This window comes from Cellvibrio sp. PSBB023, assembly GCF_002007605.1.
Taxonomy (GTDB): domain Bacteria; phylum Pseudomonadota; class Gammaproteobacteria; order Pseudomonadales; family Cellvibrionaceae; genus Cellvibrio.
This window is the reverse complement of the sequence record NZ_CP019799.1, coordinates 22,613-40,726: the sequence shown is the minus strand read 5'-3', so window position 1 is coordinate 40,726 and position 18,114 is coordinate 22,613. Positions and strand designations below refer to the sequence as shown.

The 18,114-nt window shown below is 54.9% G+C and carries 10 protein-coding genes; 3 read left to right on the top strand and 7 right to left on the bottom strand.

Translation table 11 applies throughout. The features are described from left to right. Window positions 1–50 precede the first annotated feature (50 nt). The 7 genes from B0D95_RS00170 to B0D95_RS00140 form a co-directional block, all read right to left on the bottom strand. Window positions 51–5,066, bottom strand: coding sequence for a discoidin domain-containing protein (locus tag B0D95_RS00170; RefSeq protein ID WP_078041999.1), 5,016 nt, complete (start codon window positions 5,064–5,066; stop codon window positions 51–53). Between the two features lie 468 nt (window positions 5,067–5,534). Then, window positions 5,535–9,728 (bottom strand): YhdP family protein, encoded by a 4,194-nt coding sequence (locus B0D95_RS00165; protein ID WP_078041998.1) that lies wholly within the window; start codon window positions 9,726–9,728, stop codon window positions 5,535–5,537. A 40-nt stretch (window positions 9,729–9,768) separates the two neighbouring features. Beyond that, window positions 9,769–11,238, bottom strand: coding sequence for a ribonuclease G (gene rng, locus B0D95_RS00160; RefSeq protein ID WP_078041997.1), 1,470 nt, complete (start codon window positions 11,236–11,238; stop codon window positions 9,769–9,771). Beyond that, window positions 11,235–11,867 carry a nucleoside triphosphate pyrophosphatase gene (locus B0D95_RS00155; protein ID WP_078041996.1) on the bottom strand — a complete coding sequence of 211 codons (633 nt, stop codon included), beginning with the start codon at window positions 11,865–11,867 and terminating at the stop codon, window positions 11,235–11,237. The genes rng and B0D95_RS00155 overlap by 4 nt, the downstream gene beginning before the upstream one ends. 63 nt (window positions 11,868–11,930) lie before the next feature. Continuing rightward, window positions 11,931–12,416 (bottom strand): rod shape-determining protein MreD, encoded by a 486-nt coding sequence (mreD, locus tag B0D95_RS00150; RefSeq protein ID WP_078041995.1) that lies wholly within the window; start codon window positions 12,414–12,416, stop codon window positions 11,931–11,933. Further along, on the bottom strand, window positions 12,416–13,228 hold the full coding sequence (gene mreC, locus B0D95_RS00145; RefSeq protein ID WP_244904878.1) for a rod shape-determining protein MreC: 813 nt from the start codon (window positions 13,226–13,228) through the stop codon (window positions 12,416–12,418). Before mreC ends, mreD begins: the two co-directional genes overlap by 1 nt. Before the next feature lie 125 nt (window positions 13,229–13,353). Continuing rightward, window positions 13,354–14,388 carry a rod shape-determining protein gene (locus B0D95_RS00140; protein ID WP_007644386.1) on the bottom strand — a complete coding sequence of 345 codons (1,035 nt, stop codon included), beginning with the start codon at window positions 14,386–14,388 and terminating at the stop codon, window positions 13,354–13,356. Window positions 14,389–14,854: 466 nt separating this feature from the next. On the opposite strand from B0D95_RS00140, the gene gatC reads away from it, so the two are divergent. The 3 genes from gatC to gatB are packed head-to-tail and all read left to right on the top strand — an operon-like array spanning window position 14,855 to window position 18,108. Continuing rightward, the gene (gene gatC, locus B0D95_RS00135) at window positions 14,855–15,142 is read left to right on the top strand and encodes an Asp-tRNA(Asn)/Glu-tRNA(Gln) amidotransferase subunit GatC (protein ID WP_078045554.1); all 288 of its coding nucleotides are present in this window, start codon (window positions 14,855–14,857) and stop codon (window positions 15,140–15,142) included. Between the two features lie 54 nt (window positions 15,143–15,196). Next, window positions 15,197–16,651, top strand: coding sequence for an Asp-tRNA(Asn)/Glu-tRNA(Gln) amidotransferase subunit GatA (gene gatA / locus B0D95_RS00130; protein WP_078041993.1), 1,455 nt, complete (start codon window positions 15,197–15,199; stop codon window positions 16,649–16,651). A gap of 11 nt (window positions 16,652–16,662) precedes the next feature. Next, window positions 16,663–18,108, top strand: coding sequence for an Asp-tRNA(Asn)/Glu-tRNA(Gln) amidotransferase subunit GatB (gene gatB, locus B0D95_RS00125; protein ID WP_078041992.1), 1,446 nt, complete (start codon window positions 16,663–16,665; stop codon window positions 18,106–18,108). Window positions 18,109–18,114 lie beyond the last annotated feature (6 nt).

Below are 18,114 nucleotides of genomic sequence, written 5' to 3'. Positions count from 1 at the left end.
CCCGCGCTGAATAATCAGCGCAGGCAAGCGGTTAGCGGAACAACAGTGTATTACTGGGAAGTCCATTCAATGGCTTTGCGAATCATCTCTACCATATGCGGGTCGGAAAAATTCGCATCGACGTGACCAATTGCGGTGTAGAACATGCGCCCACTACCGACGGTGTTGGTGAAAATCACCGGGTGATCGGCAACGGGATAGTTCGAGTTGTAACTGCTGCGATCCAAGGTGCCCAATACTTCAACACTGCCCACCGCGCGCGGATTGGTTTTCCAGAAATACCATTCATCGCCGAGCATCCATTCTGTGCCTATGTGCTGCACCAAAGCGTTTTGCGGTTTTTCAATCTGCACCCGCGCACGCGGAATACCATCGCCGTGGTGAATAAATTCTGCACCGGCAAATAAGGTGTCGGTATACCAATCCCAATCGTGCTCCGTATCGGCAGCGGCATGGGTTCCTACAAAGCCACCGCCATTTTCCATATAGGTTTTAAAGGCAGCTTCTTGGCTGGCATTAAAAATATCGCCAGTGGTATTCATAAACACAATCGTGGAGTACTGCGCGAGGTTTGCAGTGGTGAACAGGCTGGAATCTTCCGAGACTGTCACGCTATAACCATGGTCCTGGGCGATTTGCTGCACCATGGCAATACCGGCAGCGATAGAGTCGTGACGGAAGCCGGCGGTTTTGGAGAAGACCAACACCTTCGGACAGTTATTGCCGCAGCTGACACGGAAGTTGCGCACGCGGGGCACGCTGACTTCGGCACCGTTGTTGTTAACCAGGCTGATGCGCAAACTGTGTTGGCCGGTGGGCAGAGCACCCAGATTAATCTCGTTGAGATTGTTCGTCAGCACCGCAGGTTGGTTGTTGAGCGAATAAACATATCCTCCCGCCTGCAACCAGTTGGCATCGCTAATAGCCACACGGAGTTTCACCGCCTCGGTCTGTGCAATGACCGCGTTATTGGCCGGTGCCAAAAAGCTGATCTGCGCGAGGTTTGCACTGGCGGGCACGCCGTACACCTCGAACTCAAACAGCGAATAGCCGTAGCCGGTAGCGCGCTGGATACCACGCATGCGGATGTGGCGACCTTGTTGGCCATCCAATATCAGGTTGTCTATGCCGCCATTGCCATTGGTGGTGGTATTGACGATTTCCCACGTGCTGCCATTTTCAGACACTTCAACCACATAGTGTTTGCCATAGGCCGCTTCCCAGTTCAGCACTACGCGGGTGAAGTGCACGCTCCGGCCCATGTCCAATTGGATGTATTGGTTGTCGCTTGCCGCACTTTCCCAGCGTGTTGCGCTATTGCCGTCGTGGGCGCTGGCCACGGTATTGCCGCCGAGGAAACTGGAGGCGGACGAACCAACGGGCGCCAGCTTGGCGGGGCTTGGGGTCGTCGGGCTGGGCGTGGTTGGCGTATCGTCACCCAGCGGGCTGCCATAGACACGGAACTCCCACAGCGAGAAGCCATAGGGGGTCGCCCGCGTAATACCAGTCAGGCGAACAAAACGACCCTGACCATTCACGTTGAGCAGATCCTGACCGCCATCCCCAGTAGCCGTGCGGAAGACTTCCGTCCAGCCGCTGGTGCCGGTGTCGGAGACTTCAATCACATAGCCTCTGCCATAGGCGCCCTCCCACTCCAACACTATCTGGCTGATGTTCATCTTCTCGCCCAGATCGATTTGGATGTATTGGTTATCGGCAAAAATACTTTCCCAACGCGTGCCCATATTACCGTCCACCGCCGCGGCGCCGTTGTTGCCGCCCATCACCGGCGATGAGGTAACGGTTTTGTTTTGCGAGATCAATACGGGGGTTTGTACCGGCGGCTCCTCGGGTGGTTCTTCGGGTGGCTGCTCGGGTGGCACATCCGTACCGCCCCATATTTCAAACTCAAACAGCGAGTAACCCCAGACAGTGCCGCGAGAAACACCGTTCAGGCGGATATAGCGGTAAGAACCGGACAAGTTGCTATGGGTTTCAGTACCGCCCGTACCATTGGCCTGGGTCACTATTGGCGTCCATTGGGAGCCATTTAGCGATCCCTGGATGTTGTAGGACTTGCCGTAGGCCGTTTCCCACACCAGTTTGATTTCACTGATATTTTGCGGAGTTTCCAGATCGATCTGGATCCATTGCAGGTCAGAGAACTCGCTGCCCCAACGGGTCAGCACGTCGCCATCGACTACATTGCTGCCAATAAAACCGCCTTCAAAGGATGAGCTGGTCACCGGTTTGCCACGGGACAACAACACCTTGCCCTGTTGGGGTGGCGTGCCAGTCAAGCCGGTGATCCACTGATCCAGCACCGCAATATATTCACTGTGCTCCAGCGAGCGCCCCAAGGGTGGCATACGGTCATTGGGGTTAATGCTCTTGTCGCGGATATAGAGCACCGACTCCTGCGGCGCACCGGCAGCAACCACTTTCGCGTTGGCGATACCGTAGTCCGCCTGGTAATTGCGAATGCCGGTGGTCGCGAGATTGACGATTTTCATTTGGCTCAGCGGCGTGTTGAAGCGTGCATCCCATTGCGATCCCCCGTTGCCGGTGCCATGGCAGTGGGCGCAGTTGGCATCCAGGTAGGATTTCACCCTGGCCTCCAGCGAAGCACTGGTGTTGTTAAGCGCGACCATTTTGTCGAATCCGGCAATCTGGTTATTGTTGAATGCCGGAGTAAACAGGTTGCGGTTGTTCCAGTGCGCCAGTTGGTTTTCGCTCGTTCCATTGGCATAGGTGTAGTTGCCATTCAACTGACGTGTGCTCAAGCCGAGGATTTGGCTGGACTGCGGGTTGTGGCAATCAATACATTCCGTGGGACTTGGGTAGCTCCAGGTTTGGGTGGTGGTGGAGCCATTGGCATTGGTGATGGCGATGTTTTGTTGGGCACCGGTCATCAACAAATCCGCATCGCTGTTATCGGCGCGCCAACGGTAAGTGACGCCATAGACTTTGCCATCGGCCTTGACTACTAACAGCCGGGTTTCCAGGCGCCGCTGCTGCGCGGGATTATTCGCATTGGTCGGCAAGTCAAAGTTTTTCACCACCACCGTGCCTTGCGGGAATACCCAGTTTTCCTTTGCATCCCATTTCACGCGGGTATTGGCGGGTAACGATATCCAGCGCGCTTTGGTGGCGTTATCGGAATAGAGCTGGCTGTTGGGCGCGAAAGGCAATAAATGCGGGCTGGGTACCCGACTCGGGGTATTGCTGAACACACCGGTTTGCGATAACAACCGGGGCACGCCAGTGAAGTTGGCATCCAGCGTTTTGGGCATATTCAAATAGGCGAATTCGGTGAGCGGCTGCTCCGGTTCCTCACCGGCAAATATTTCAAATTCATAGATCGAATGGCCATAGGCGCTGGCGCGCGCGGTGCCGGTGAGGCGCACATAGCGGTAGGCCGCTGTTGAATTGATCATGTGTAACTCGGCATTGCCTGTGCCGTTGTTATTGGTCACCAAGCGCTCCCAGGTGGAGCCATTGACCGAACCTTCGATTATGTATTGCGAGCTAAATGCCGCTTCCCATTTGATCACAATGGTCGCGATAGTCGTTGGTGTCCCCAAATCAATGGTCAGGCTTTGCGGGTCAGAGGATGCGCTCTCCCAGCGGGTAGTCGGGTCGCCATCAATCGCATAGCGAGCCAGGTTGCCGCCCACTTCCGAAGTCGCGTTGGCAGCACCGCCTACAGCGACATTAGTGCCATTATCGCGGTCGCCAATGTAATCAAAGCGATAGAGTATGCCGTTGCCATAGGGCTCCTTGTCGCAGCAGCCTGAACCCCATTGCAATACATAAAGTTGATGGGTGCGCGGATCAAGCTCCACATCGATCGCACCTTGAAAATTGGCGGTGTTCAGGGGGAAATCTTCCGCCACCGGCGGGTTGGCATTGGCGGCCAGGTTAATCGTAGAGAATTTGCTGCTGTTGAAATCCCAGAAAATCAACCGGCCATCGTAATATTCAGGCAGTTTGAATTCATTGGTGATGGCTTCATTAAAGCGATACACCGGCCCCGCCATAGTGGCCTGATGGCGAATTGTCCAGAGCGCGGGGATTGCCGCTGGCAGGTTTTTCGCCCCGGTATTACGCGGGTGATTGTTGACTATGTTGGTCGGGTTAAACCCGGCATAGGGCTGGTTAAACCCAATAATGTAGGGCCAGCCGTAATTGCCAGCACCGCGCAGTTCATGCAGCTCATCCATACCGCCCGGGCCTTCCGCGCTCGCCGCCGAGGCATCCGGTCCTATATCGCCGACGTAGGCATAGCCGGTCAGCGGGTCAATATTGATACGGAAGGGATTGCGAAACCCCATGCCGTAAATTTCAGGGCGATGGGTAGCATCGCCGGGGAACAAATTCCCCGCTGGAATAGTGTAGCCACCAGCGGCTGTTGGCCGGATACGCAAGACTTTGCCGCGCAAGTCATTGGTATTACCGGAGGTTTCCTGGGCGCCTTCGGCAAAATAGCCACTGGCGGCATTGTTATCGCCAGTGGTGATCAGCAGGTTGCCACTTTTATCAAACTTCAGGCTGCCGCCCATATGGCCGTGCGCTTCGCTACCGGTTGTCCACTCCAGCAAAATAGCTTCCGACCCGGCCACCAGCCCATTGTTAGCATTGACAGTAAAACGCGATACGCGGGTTTTGCTGCCGGGCGCGGTGTATTGGAAATAAATAAAATTGTTCTGGGTAAAGTTGGGGTCCAGCGCGACACTCAGCAAACCGTCCTCAAACACGCAGCGCACATTGGGCACAGTCGCGGTCATTGCGGCTGTCCCGCCGTCCAGACGCCAGGCGTACAGCTTGCCGCATTTGCCCACCACAAAGACCCGGCCATCGGTGGAGATTTCAAACTCCATGGGCAAATCCAGCCCTTCAGCCACAACCGTTCGCTGGAAGTCGGTGGACACGGGAGCCTGCGCACTTGTGGAGGCAGCGACAAATAGTGCCGAGGTAATGGCGACAAGCGAATAACACAGGCCGCGAATAGCGGCGCATCGCCGCACTGCTGTAACACAGCGGGGGCTGTTAATAAGGGTGTTCATGTGTTTCCTCCAAAAGCATTGGCATGACGCAGTGCCACATCAAAGCGTCAGGCGCTGCGCTGGTTGAGAACCGGAGATGACATACCGCAAAGGCTGCAGTGAATCGCTATTGCCAACCTGATTATGGTTTATAGGGTTGGCTGAGCAGGAAGATGGTATGGACAAGCGAGGGCAGTAGGCATCTCACTTAGGTGAATTGCAAAAACATGGGAGTGAATTGTCGGTTTTTAGCCAAATCGATCACAATAAACCGACTATTTTCAGGTCGATACGGGAGTAATTCGCCGCCATCCTCATTGTTGAATTTACGCGTACGGCTAAACAACACCAGCCGTACGCGGTTGTGTAAAACGCACCACAGCCAGAGCGCGATGTGAGTCACACAAGCCAGATAACAAACAAGCAGCCGAAGCTGCTTGTGGTGCGGGAGTAATTGTGGCGATGGGGCAGTGATTAGCGTCCTGACAACTATTCATCGGCTTGTCGTCGCCGCCGTCGCTGCTCTTGTTTTTCAGCTTCGTTTTTCTTCACGCTATCGCGCAGGCTCTGCTCACTTTCAAACAGGCGATCAAAACGCATTTTGGGGTCATCCCAACTGCCTTTGATGGTATAGCTCACACTGGTGGCTTGATCTACCTGCTTCTTGAAAAGCTTGCTCACCACATAAATACCGGCGGCAGCAGGCAAACCGGCAGCCAGGGCAGCATAAAACGTCACGTTACCTGCCACGGGAAGGGCGGCAACCAAACGGGTATCCAACCGTTCGCGGCGCAGGTCGATGGTGCCTGCCATTTGCATGCCGCTAGAGGGGGTAATCACCACCAGAGGCTCTTCAAACACCAGAATGCCCTGATTAAAACGTACCTTGCCGGTGATTTTGTCGTAGGCCAAACCGCTTTTATACAGGTCGGAAAAGTCCAAACGCAGGCGGCGCGCCAGGGAGTCAAAGTTGAGCACCGACATCAACCGCAAAATACCTTCACCGGCACTGGCATCGCGCTTGAACCGACCATTGGCCATGACGATGGTCATGTCACCACCCAGGTTGAGCAATTTGAAATCCTGCGGTGAACCCGGCCAGAACAGATCGGCCTGATAGCTGGCCGTGGTGCTTTCCACTGTGTCCGGTTTTTGCCAGTCGCGCAGCACTGCGCCTATATCGCCCGCGCTCAAGCGGCCAATAAAACGGGTTTGTACACCCACATCGGTGTGCTGCCAAATCAGTTTGGCGCCAGCCGGTTCGCCCTCGCTGGCCTTGTCGCCCAGACCGCTTACGGTAACGCCGCGAATGGTGCCACGAATATTGTCGATAACCACACCGCGCTGGCCGGGGCGCAGTTGCAGCGACCAGGTGCCATAGTCTTTATCGTCCAGAAAGAGCGAACGCACATTGATATTGGCACGCGGCAGTTGGCGCGGGTCGATGACCTTCACCACCTCTTGCGCTGCGGCTTCCGTGGTAGTGGGCGCAGCTTCTGTCGAGGCATCGGGCGGTGTTAGCCCCAGGGCGACAGAGTTGAGGGAGAGGCGTTTGAGGTCGACATCCATCGCCACAAACGGACTTTGCGGGACAAATAGATCGCCTTCTACCAGGGGATTGCTAACCGCTAACTGCCAACCGGCACTGACCGGTATAGCCGTCACATTCAGGTTTTCCAGTGTCATGGGGCCCAGCTCATAGTGGCCCAGGACCAATTCAATACGAAACGGCAGGCCAGCCACCTCACCGACTTTGTCACTGGCCGGCAGGTCATTAACCGGAGGTTGCGATGGGGATTGTGCTGCCGAGAGCGGGCGCACTATCACAGGGGACAAACGTTCGGCATAGGTGGTGTAACGGGCTTGTATCTTTTTCCAGGCATCCAGATCGACGCTGGGTAAAAAACCGGACACCAGGAATTGTGCCTTATCGCCCAAGCGCGCATCGGCGGCTAATGCAATATTGGCGTTGAGCAGTTGGTTATTATTGGTGCGATCCATACGCAGCAAGGCTTGCACGTCCTGGTTGTAATCCACACGGATTTGCGACTGTTTTTCCTGTAGCCACAGGTTAAAGGTAAAGGGCCGCTCTTCCGCTGCCTGCTTGCCATAAGGCGCTGGCAGATCAATGCTAACGCCCGCCAAATTGGACTTGAGCGTTACGCGGGCAAAGGATTGATTGGCAAATTCACGGGGACTGAGCAGCGTGTCTGCGGACGTGTCATTCGCCTCATCTGTGTCAGCGCGCACCTGATGATTGAGTTCCACCTTCGCCTCATAAGGCACCACCCCTTCCATAAACAGGGTTTCCGGGCGCTTGCTCCAGAGTGCTAGTTGCTCACTGGCCACCCGCCCTTGCAACTCGATCAGAGTTTTATTAGCCCCTTTGGCTTTGTCGCTCAACAAATTCACCTTGAGCGGCTCACCGAAGAACAACCCACGCAAATCTTCGCTGGCGATACCGGTTGTGCTGTTGTAACGGATCTTGCCCTGCAGATCGTTCACACTCAGATTGAGGTTTTGCAATTCAAACAATGGAGCCTGTAATTCCACATCGACTTGTTGATGGGCATCTGCCGGTTTTTCTTCGCCCGTGCCGAGAGGAATATCCAAGTCCAGCCGCGCCAGCATCTGCCCTTGCATCGACCAGGAATCCATACTGCTGCCCAAATATTGGCGCAATTGCCCCTCGCGCAACACGCGAATACCGTCGCTGGCCAAACCGCTGATCTGGCCGTCCACCTGCAACAGCGAACCCGGCCCCCGAGCGCGGGGGTTAACGCGAATACTTGCCTGATCTACCTGGCTATCCAACACCTTGGCACTGTTCACCTTGGCCGTTACATGCACATCGCTCACGGAAAGCTGGCCATGAATATCGCTCAGGGCTGGCCAGCCGGGGTGATAATCCAGATCCACGCCCTCCAGATCCAACGCCAGTTGCGCCGTACGCGCCAGGGGATTGGGTGTGTTCAAGGTACCGCGATACATAAACCCGACGCGGGACGCAATGCCGGGCGTGTCCTCGCCCAGGCTATCGCCCAGCCATTTGCGCAGGGTTTGCGGCAGGGTTTGCGGCACATATACCTGATAGCGGTTGGCATTGACCTGTTGCCCGCCAATCTGCAAGTAGAGGTCAATATCGCCCGTATTACGTTTCCAAGGCAGCCCGAGCCACATATAGCCGCGCGCCAGTTCATTGCCTTTTTGAAACTCCAACAGGCCGCTGTTGACGTAAATCCGGTTGTTATCGCGCTGCAAATGCCAGGCAACCTGACCGCGCGCCCGGTCGTAATCCATGGCGTCGGCAAAGGTGGGCGAGTAATGCATTGAAAAACCGGCACGGCTGTCGATATCTACAAATCCACTGGTTTTGCCGGCTTGCAGATAGCCATCCACCCCGACCAGTGCCGGAACACCGCGCCAGGCACCCACAGTCACCTGATGCAGGTTGGCGCGCAGTTGCCAATCGGCAGGCTTTTTAATGGGCAGGCTAAGCTGGATATTGCGCAGCTCGCCGCGCGGAGAGAGGCTGCCCAACACCTCGGCCAGTATGCCCTCGGGCAATACCCCGGCGCGCACAAACATTTGACTCAGGCGCGCCAGATCCAGGCGATCCATATTGACCATGACGGGCTGGTTAAAGCCGCTGGACGAAAACGCGATATTGGTACCGTCGATTTGCTCATCCTGCACGGCCGCCGTGAGTTGTTGCAGGCCCAACCGCCAGTCGCCATTGGGCAGCCAGTGGCCGGTTAGCTCGGTGGTAAAATCATCCAGCGCCAAGCGGCGCTCGGCCACAGGCACTGACAATCGCTGCAAGGCCAAACGCCCACTCAGGTCATAACCCTGGCCTTTGGCACGGCTTTCAAACCAAATATTGGCATCCAGGCTACCTTCACTTTGCAATACGGATTTACCCGCACCGCCCAACAAAAATGCACTGGCTGCCGCCACGGGTTCACCGGTGGGAAAGCGGTTGAGCTGCAAATACCCCTTGCTGCGGAAACTGGCTTGCTGGCGTGGATCGCCATGCCCTTCCAGTACCAGATAAACACTGCGCGGTTGCTTATCCACATCAATTTGCAGTGACAGGCGATGGAAATTATCCGCGCTTTCCAGCAGGACATAGGGTGAATCCAACAGCATTTGCTGACCGCTGGCAAAAGCAAACCGAAACTGGCTGCTCTGCAATTCGATGCGCGTCGACAACAACAGCATATCGACCAGGCTATTCAGGTCGGTGTGTTTGGCATCTGGAGTTTTATTGGCAGGTGGCAGGCCGGCAATGCGCCAAAAACCGTCATCCGTCTGGACAAAATCCATATCCACTTCACTGAGGCTGAGGTTGCTCCAGACCAATCGGGCGTTGCGCAGGGATTTGAGAATATCAAAGCGCATCCGCGCTTGATCAAAGGCCACAATAGGCAGGCCTTCGCGGCTTTGGATGTGGAAATTATCGACCACCAAACTGGGTTTAAGCCCGTTCCACTCCGCCTGGATTCGGCCTATTTTTACCTCGGCATTGAGCTTGTTGGAGAGATAGCTGGCAATATCCTGTTCGTAATCACCCAACACGTGGGAAAAGCTGCGCCCGGACTGCACCAGAACCGCCAATAGAATCAGCGCCAGCGCAGTCAGCAGGTAACACCATTTCACCAGTTTATGTAAGGTGCGTTTCATTAGGGCCATGCGTTCCAAGGTAAAGGACTAGAGTACAGCGTTACACCAACACAATATCGTATTGCTCTTGATGGAAGAGCGCCTCAACCCTGAATTCGATTGTTCGGTTAATAAAAGCTTCCAAGTCGGCAACATAGGTTGCCTGTTCATCGAGCAGTCGATCTACCACCAACTGCGATGCCAACACCAAAAATTTTTCATTATCGTAGGTGCGCGCCATACGCAAAATTTCGCGGAAAATTTCGTAACACACCGTCTCTGCTGACTTTAATTGGCCGCGCCCCTGGCATACCGGACAGGGCTCGCACAACAACTGCCCAAGGGATTCGCGGGTGCGCTTGCGCGCCATCTCCACCAGCCCCAATTCCGACACACCGGTAATGCGGGTCTTGGCGTGATCCTTCTCCAGGGCTTTTTCCAGGGTGCGCAGCACCTGCCGCTGGTGTTCGGCATCTTTCATGTCGATAAAATCGAGAATGATAATGCCACCTAAATTGCGCAACCGCAGCTGACGGGCAATGGCCGTCGCCGCTTCCAGATTGGTTTTGAAAATCGTCTCTTCCAGATTGCGATGGCCGACAAACGCACCGGTGTTCACATCCACCGTGGTCATGGCTTCGGTCTGTTCAATAATCAAATAGCCGTTGGATTTCAGCGCAACACGCGGCTCCAGTGCACGGCGGATTTCCTCCTCCACGCCATAGAGTTCCAACAGCGGGCGATCCCCACTGTACAGCTCAATCAACTCCACCAATTGCGGCGCATATTTAGCGGCAAATTCCTGCATTTGCTGCCAGGTCAGGCGTGAATCCACCCGCACACGGTCAATGGGCGCACGCGCCATATCGCGCAGCGCGCGCAGATAGAGCGGCATATCGCGATGAAGTTCCGCAGGAACCCCCAGGCCCGGTAGTTTTGCACTCAAATCCTGCCAAAGCTGGCATAAAAACGGAATATCGGCGTTGATTGCGTCGGCATCGGCACCTTCCGCCACGGTGCGCACAATAAACCCACCGCTAATACCCTGCCCGCTCACTGCCGTTTCCACCGCCTGGCGCAAGCGCTCGCGCTCGGGCTCATCCTCAATACGCGTAGACACGCCAATATGGGACGAGTTAGGCATGTACACCAAATAGCGTGATGAGAGGGTCAAATGGGTTGTTAAACGCGCACCTTTGGTACTGATAGGGTCTTTGGCTACCTGCACCAGCAGTGTCTGGCCTTCGCGCACCAGGGTGCGTATGTCAGGCACTTCGCCGCGCCGGACTTCACCCTCGGGCGGTTCGGGCATCATGTCGGCGGCGTGAATAAAACCGGTGCGCTCAAGGCCGATATCGACAAATGCCGCCTGCATACCGGGCAGCACGCGCACCACCTTACCTTTATAGATATTGCCCACGTAACTTTCGCCGTGGCTGCGCTCGATGTAGAACTCCTGCACCACACCGTTTTCAACCAGCGCTACCCGGGTCTCCACAGGGGAGACATTGATAAGAATTTCTTCACTCATGACTTGCGCTCCACCGCTGGTCGCGCAGCGGGTGTCCACCAGGGCACCGAGAATTCGCGCAACAGCTCGCAGGTCGCCTCAATTGGCAGCCCCACTACCCCGGAATAGCTACCGCGAATTTCCTGTACAAACACCGCGCCCAAGCCTTGAATCGCGTAACTGCCCGCCTTGTCTTGCGGTTCACCCGTGTCCCAATACGCGGCGATTTCGGCGTCACTGAGCGGACGGAATGTGACATCCGTCATAGATACACGCAGTGCTTGTCGGGTGTTTGAGTGGAGGGCAACAGCGGTAATCACCTGATGGGTGCGACCGGATAACTGGCGCAACATGGCTTCGGCGTGAGCTTTATTACGGGGTTTTTCAAGGATCACGCCATCCAGCAAGCCGAGCGTATCAGCACCCAGTACCGGGGCGAGAGGTAGTTGTTGCTGTACGAGCTGCGCAAAACCGGCGGCGGCTTTTTCGCGCGCCAGGCGCTGCACATAATCCAGCGCCGTCTCGCCGGCTGCCGGTTGTTCGGGAATAGAAGCGTTAATCACCGCATGGACAACACCGATCTGCTGCAACAGCTCGCGACGGCGGGGCGATTGGGATGCCAGATACAACGACGGAACAACTGCATTCACCCTGAGATCTCCTGATATCGCCCTTAGGACGATAAAAATTATTCTATGTAACCCATGAAGCAGCTAGTGGTGATAGCGATGGGTCCAGCGGTTCAATGTGCCATAACACAGGGGCCAAATCAGCGCGCTGGTAATAGCCGGATACAAGAACTGGACACCCGAAAGTGGGCGCCCCGCCATACCCTGTACCCAGTTATCCGTCAGTTGGGCGATACCGACCAACACAAATACCCAGGCAGATTGACGCCAGATGGAGAAGTTGCGCACCCGCTGATAGGATAGGATACAAATATACGCCACGATTACCAGCCCCAAGCTGTGCTGCCCAAAGGGCACGCCCTCGAGCAGATCCTGAAACAACCCGAGCAGGCACAGGAGCGAAAAGCTCACAGTGAGTGGCATAAAAAAGATCCAGTAAATCGCCACCACCAGCACGAATTCCGGGCGCAACCAGCGCAGATCCATGGGCAGCGGATATACCGACAGCACCAGCGCGATCAAAAAACTGATGCCAATAACCATGTAAAGATTGAGGCGGGACGCAGGCATTAATGCTCTCCGTCCGCGTTTTCCGGCAGGGATAAAGCACCCGGCACACTGGCGCGGTCGCGATCAGCAAAGACCAATAGCAGGTGACGGCTGCGATCCAGACGAGCCATGGGTTTAGCAATCACCGTCAAAAATGCCTTGCCCGGATCGCGCACCACATCCAATACCTCGGCCACGGGGTAGCCAACGGGGAAGCGATCCCCCAAGCCCGAACTCACCAGCAAATCGCCCGCGCGGATATCAGTATTGGCCGACACATGACGCAAGCTCAAACTGTTGAGGTCGCCCGTTCCCTCGGCAATTGCACGTACACCATTGCGATTCACCTGTACCGGAATCGCATGGGTGGAGTCGGAAATTAATAACACGGTGCTGGAGTGCTCAGCCACTTCAGTCACCTGCCCCATCAAGCCAAAAGCATCCAATACAGGCTGGCCCTTGAAGGCACCATCTTTGGCGCCGCGATTAATAATCACTTTATGGCTGAGCGGGTTGGGCGATACGCCGATCAATTCGGTGATCAGCACCGTATCCTGCAAGGTTTGGCTGGCATTGAGCAATTGGCGCAAGCGCACGTTTTCCGCCGCCAGTGAAGCAAGCTGTTGCAGTTTGCGCTGATGGATCAGCAACTCGGTTTTGAGCGCCTCGTTCTCCAGCTTGAGTTCCATGGGCGAGACAAATGTGTCTTTGCGCCAATCATTGACGCGGCTGGGGATGTCGGTGAGTTGGTAAAAAGGCGTGACCAATTGCGCGAGTTTTTCACGCAAGGGTTCAAGGCGATCGGTATAAAGCCCAACCACCACCAGCACCATCATGATCACAATGAACAAAAAGGCGCGACCGGCGGCAGAGGAGCCTCGATTAAAGAGCGGTTTAATGGCGATATCTCCTGTGTTAGTGGAGCGTCAGCGCCCAATGCGCCACCGCTCCGCTGTTATCAGGACGACAGCAGGTCGATATTGCGCTTGTCATTCATCTCCAGCGCAATACCACCACCACGAGCCACACAGGTCAGCGGCTCTTCGGCAACAATAAACGGCAAACCGGTTTCGTTGGACAGCAGGCGATCAATATCACGCAGCAGCGCACCGCCACCGGTCAATACCACACCACTTTCGGCGATATCCGACGCCAATTCCGGTGGAGATTGCTCCAGTGCGCTTTTTACTGCCTGCACTATGCCAGCCAGTGGATCTTGCAGCGCTTCAAGGATTTCATCGCTGCTCAGGGTAAAGCTGCGCGGTACACCTTCTGCCAGATTGCGGCCGCGCACATCAATTTCGCGAATTTCACTGCCCGCAAACGCACAACCAATTTCTTGCTTGATACGTTCAGCGGTCGCATCGCCAATCACGCTGCCGTAGTTGCGACGCACATAGTTCACAATGGCTTCATCAAAACGGTCACCGCCAATACGCACGGAATCGGAGTAAACCACACCATTCAGGGAGATAACGGCAATCTCGGTGGTACCGCCACCGATATCCACCACCATCGAACCATTGGCTTCAGACACTTTCAAGCCAGCGCCAATAGCGGCGGCCATAGGCTCTTCAATCAAACGTACTTCGCGGGCGCCAGCACCCAGTGCCGACTCGCGAATTGCGCGCTTTTCTACTTCGGTAGACAAACAGGGAACACTGATCAATACGCGGGGAGAAGGGTTGAACCAGGAGTTTTCATGCACTTTGCGGATAAAGTGTTGCAGCATTTTTTCGGTGACCTGAAAGTCGGCGATAACACCGTCTTTCAGCGGGCGAATAGCGGTGATGTTACCGGGAGTACGGCCCAGCATACGCTTGGCTTCAACACCCACCGCTTCCACAATCTTGGTGCCGTTGTGGTGACGAATTGCCACCACCGATGGTTCGTTGAGAACAATACCGCGACCGCGGACATAAATAAGGGTATTAGCGGTTCCCAGGTCGATAGACAGGTCGTTGGAAAATGCTCCACGCAAAAGTTTCATCATGACAAGACGAGGCCTTAATAAAGAATGTGTTGGAATAGGGTTCGGTATAGGCAGCCATAGACAGCAATACTGAAATAATCTGTGTCAGCGGTGGCGACGGCGCGCTCCTGACTTTTTATCTTGAGGCAAACGCCAAATTCCCTGATTAACCAGCCCCAATCGGGGTTTCCATGCAAAAAAATGTAAGCGCGCAGTATATGTGAATTTTTTCTTTTTATCCGAGCCGTTTTGACCTTAAAAATAAAAAGTCTTCATAAAGATATACAAGTTGCACGAAAGTTCACTTTGATCGCCGCTATTTACCCAGCTTTTTCGCCTATTTTTTGCACAGCAACAACAAGGCCCGCACAGGGATTCAGGGCTGGGCGCAAATGTGATACCGTGGGCGCCCATTTTTGGCGACTTGCTGCAGGATAAATGCAGTTTGCCGCACTTTCGTTTTCTATCTGCTGGAGCTAATACCACCATGGCTGTAGACCGTTCCGATATCGCCAAGCTGGCCAAGCTGGCGCGTATCCAGATTACCGATGAGGCCGCCGATGAAGCGGCAAAAAGTATTTCCGACGTGCTGGCTCTGGTTGATCAATTACAAGCCGTCAATACCGATGGCGTACTGCCCATGGCGCACCCCTTGGATGCGGTTCAACGCTTGCGCGCCGATGTGGTCACCGAGCCTAACCAGCGCGACGCTTTCCAGGCCATAGCCCCCGCCACGCAAGATGGCTTGTATCTGGTGCCACAGGTTATCGAATAGCGGGCGCCCCAATCCCTGCCCGCCCTTCTTACAAAAAAATCTCAGGAATTTGCAATGCATCAATTCACCATTGCCGAACTGGTAAAAGGTCTGCGCAACAAGGACTTTTCCAGTACCGAAGTGACCCAACATTATCTCGACCGTATTGCGCGTCTGGATAAGACCTACAACAGCTACATCACCGTGACACCCGAGCTGGCGCTGCAGCAAGCCGCCGCTGCCGATGCACGTCTGGCCGCCGGTAATGCCCCCGCACTTTGCGGTGTGCCCATCGCCCACAAAGATATTTTTTGCACCACCGGTGTGCGCACCTCTTGCGCCTCCAAAATGCTGGACAAATTTATCGCCCCCTACAATGCGACCATCGTTGAAAACTATTTGAACTCCGGCGTGGTGATGTTGGGTAAAACCAACATGGATGAATTCGCCATGGGTTCGTCTAATGAAACAAGCTGGTACGGCCCGGTCAAAAACCCTTGGGCAACCGATTGCGTTCCCGGCGGTTCCTCCGGTGGTTCTGCAGCGGCCGTTGCTGCACATCTGGCACCGGCAGCCACGGCATCCGATACCGGCGGCTCCATCCGTCAACCGGCAGCACTCTGTGGCTTAACCGGTATTAAACCTACTTATGGCCGCGTATCGCGCTGGGGCATGATTGCATTTGCATCCAGCCTTGACCAAGCGGGTATTTTGTCGCGTACCGCCGAAGATGCCGCTATTCTGTTAAACGATATGGCGAGCTACGACACCAAAGATTCCACCTGCGTAGAGCGCGATGTACCGGATTACACCGCCGATCTGAACAAATCCTTGGCCGGTGTGCGCATCGGTGTGCCCAAAGAATATTTTGGCGAAGGCCTGAACCCGGAAACCGCTGCACTGGTTGAAGCAGCGATCAAAGTGTACGAAAGCCTGGGCGCGAGCATTCACAGTGTCAGCCTGCCGCACACCCATCTCGCGGTGCCCGCTTACTACGTCATCGCACCGGCAGAATGTTCAGCCAACCTCTCGCGCTTTGACGGCGTGCGCTACGGCCATCGCTGCGAAAACCCGCAGGATTTAAACGACCTGTATATGCGCTCACGCAGTGAAGGCTTTGGCAACGAAGTGAAGCGCCGCATTCTGGTGGGCACCTACGCCTTGTCGGCCGGTTATTACGATGCCTACTACAGCAAGGCGCAAAAAATCCGCCGCCTGATCAAGCAAGACTTTATGGATGCCTTCCAACAGGTGGATTTAATTATCGGCCCAACCTCGCCCTCCCCGGCATTCCAATTTGGTTCCAAAACCAAAGACCCGGTAGCCATGTACCTGGAAGATATTTACACCATCGCCACCAACCTTGCCGGCCTACCTGCGCTGTCAATTCCCTGTGGCCTGGTGGATAACAAACCGGTTGGCTTGCAATTGATTGGCAACTTTTTTGCCGAAGGGCCGCTGCTCAATGCCGCGCACCAATTCCAGCAAGCAACCCACTTCCACCAACAAACTGCACCTGGCATTGAGTAAGGAGCCACAGCATGCAATGGGAAACCGTCATCGGGTTGGAAGTTCACGTACAACTCGCAACCAAAACCAAAATATTCTCCGGCGCCAGCACTGCATTCGGTGCTGAACCAAACACCCAAGCCTGTGCAATTGATTTGGCACTGCCCGGCACCCTGCCCGTCGCCAACGAGGAAGCGTTTCGTTTCGCCACCATGTTTGGCTTGGCGGTGAATGCAGAAATCGGCAAGCGCTCAGTGTTCGAACGTAAGAATTATTTTTATCCCGACCTACCAAAAGGCTATCAAACTACACAACTTGCCGAGCCAATTGTCGGCGCCGGATTTGTGGATTTGGAGTTGGGTGAAGGCCGCACCAAACGCGTTCGCATTCACCACGCACATCTGGAAGAGGACGCTGGCAAATCCTTGCACGAAGATTTTGCTGGCATGAGCGGAATCGATTTAAACCGCGCTGGCACGCCACTGATTGAAGTCGTCACAGAGCCGGATATGCGCAGCGCTGAAGAAGCCGTTGCCTTTGCCAAAAAGCTGCACTCCATCGTTACCTCGCTCGAAATTTGCGATGGCGAAATGAGCCAAGGCTCCATGCGCTTTGACGTAAACATTTCCATTCGCCCCAAAGGCTCCGACAAACTCGGCACCCGCACCGAAACCAAAAACCTCAACTCCTTTAAATTTATGGAAGAGGCCATTGCACTGGAAGTGGAGCGCCAGATTGATGTACTGGAAGACGGCGGCAAAATTACTCAGGAAACTCGCCTCTACAACGGCGATACCAAAAAAGCGCGCAGCATGCGCAGCAAAGAAGACAGCAATGATTACCGCTACTTCCCCTGCCCTGACCTGTTGCCAGTAATCCTGGACGATGACTACATCGAATCTGTGCGCCAGCAAATGCCAGAGCTGCCAGAAGCCAAACGCGCGCGCTTTGTCGAGCAATATGGTTTGAGCAGCTACGATGCTGGTCAAATCACCATGGATAAATTTACGGCGGCGTTTTTTGAAGCTTCAGCGGCAATTTCCGGTGAAGCCAAACTCACCGCCAACTGGATCATGGCTGACTTGGGCGCTTATTTAAATCGCACCGAACAGCGCATTGATCAATCACCAGTCACGCCAGAATTACTCGCTGGCTTGGTGGTACGCGTTAAAGACGGCACCCTATCCAGCAAAATTGCCAAGCAGGTTTTTGAAGCCATTAGCAATGGCGAAGGCGATGCCGACACCATTATCGAAACCAAAGGTTTAAAACAGGTTTCTGATACGGGAGCGCTGGAAAAAATCATCGACGACATCATCGCCGCCAATACCGCACAAGTGGAAGGCTACCGCGCCGCCGCCGAAGACAAACGCGCAAAAATGCTCGGTTTCTTTGTTGGCCAAGCGATGAAAGCCTCAAAAGGGCAGGCCAATCCGCAAGTATTGAATGAATTATTGATTAAGAAATTGAACGGTTGAGAAATA

Bases quoted from the DNA above. Each gene is read 5' to 3' on its own strand.
- B0D95_RS00170 (WP_078041999.1), bottom strand. From the start codon at position 5,066: ATGAACACCCTTATTAACAGCCCCCGCTGTGTTACAGCAGTGCGGCGA.
- mreD (WP_078041995.1), bottom strand. From the start codon at position 12,416: ATGCCTGCGTCCCGCCTCAATCTTTACATGGTTATTGGCATCAGTTTT.
- gatB (WP_078041992.1), top strand. From the start codon at position 16,663: ATGCAATGGGAAACCGTCATCGGGTTGGAAGTTCACGTACAACTCGCA.
- mreC (WP_244904878.1), bottom strand. From the start codon at position 13,228: ATGGTGCTGGTGGTGGTTGGGCTTTATACCGATCGCCTTGAACCCTTG.
- B0D95_RS00140 (WP_007644386.1), bottom strand. From the start codon at position 14,388: ATGATGAAACTTTTGCGTGGAGCATTTTCCAACGACCTGTCTATCGAC.
- B0D95_RS00165 (WP_078041998.1), bottom strand. From the start codon at position 9,728: ATGAAACGCACCTTACATAAACTGGTGAAATGGTGTTACCTGCTGACT.
- gatA (WP_078041993.1), top strand. From the start codon at position 15,197: ATGCATCAATTCACCATTGCCGAACTGGTAAAAGGTCTGCGCAACAAG.
- rng (WP_078041997.1), bottom strand. From the start codon at position 11,238: ATGAGTGAAGAAATTCTTATCAATGTCTCCCCTGTGGAGACCCGGGTA.
- gatC (WP_078045554.1), top strand. From the start codon at position 14,855: ATGGCTGTAGACCGTTCCGATATCGCCAAGCTGGCCAAGCTGGCGCGT.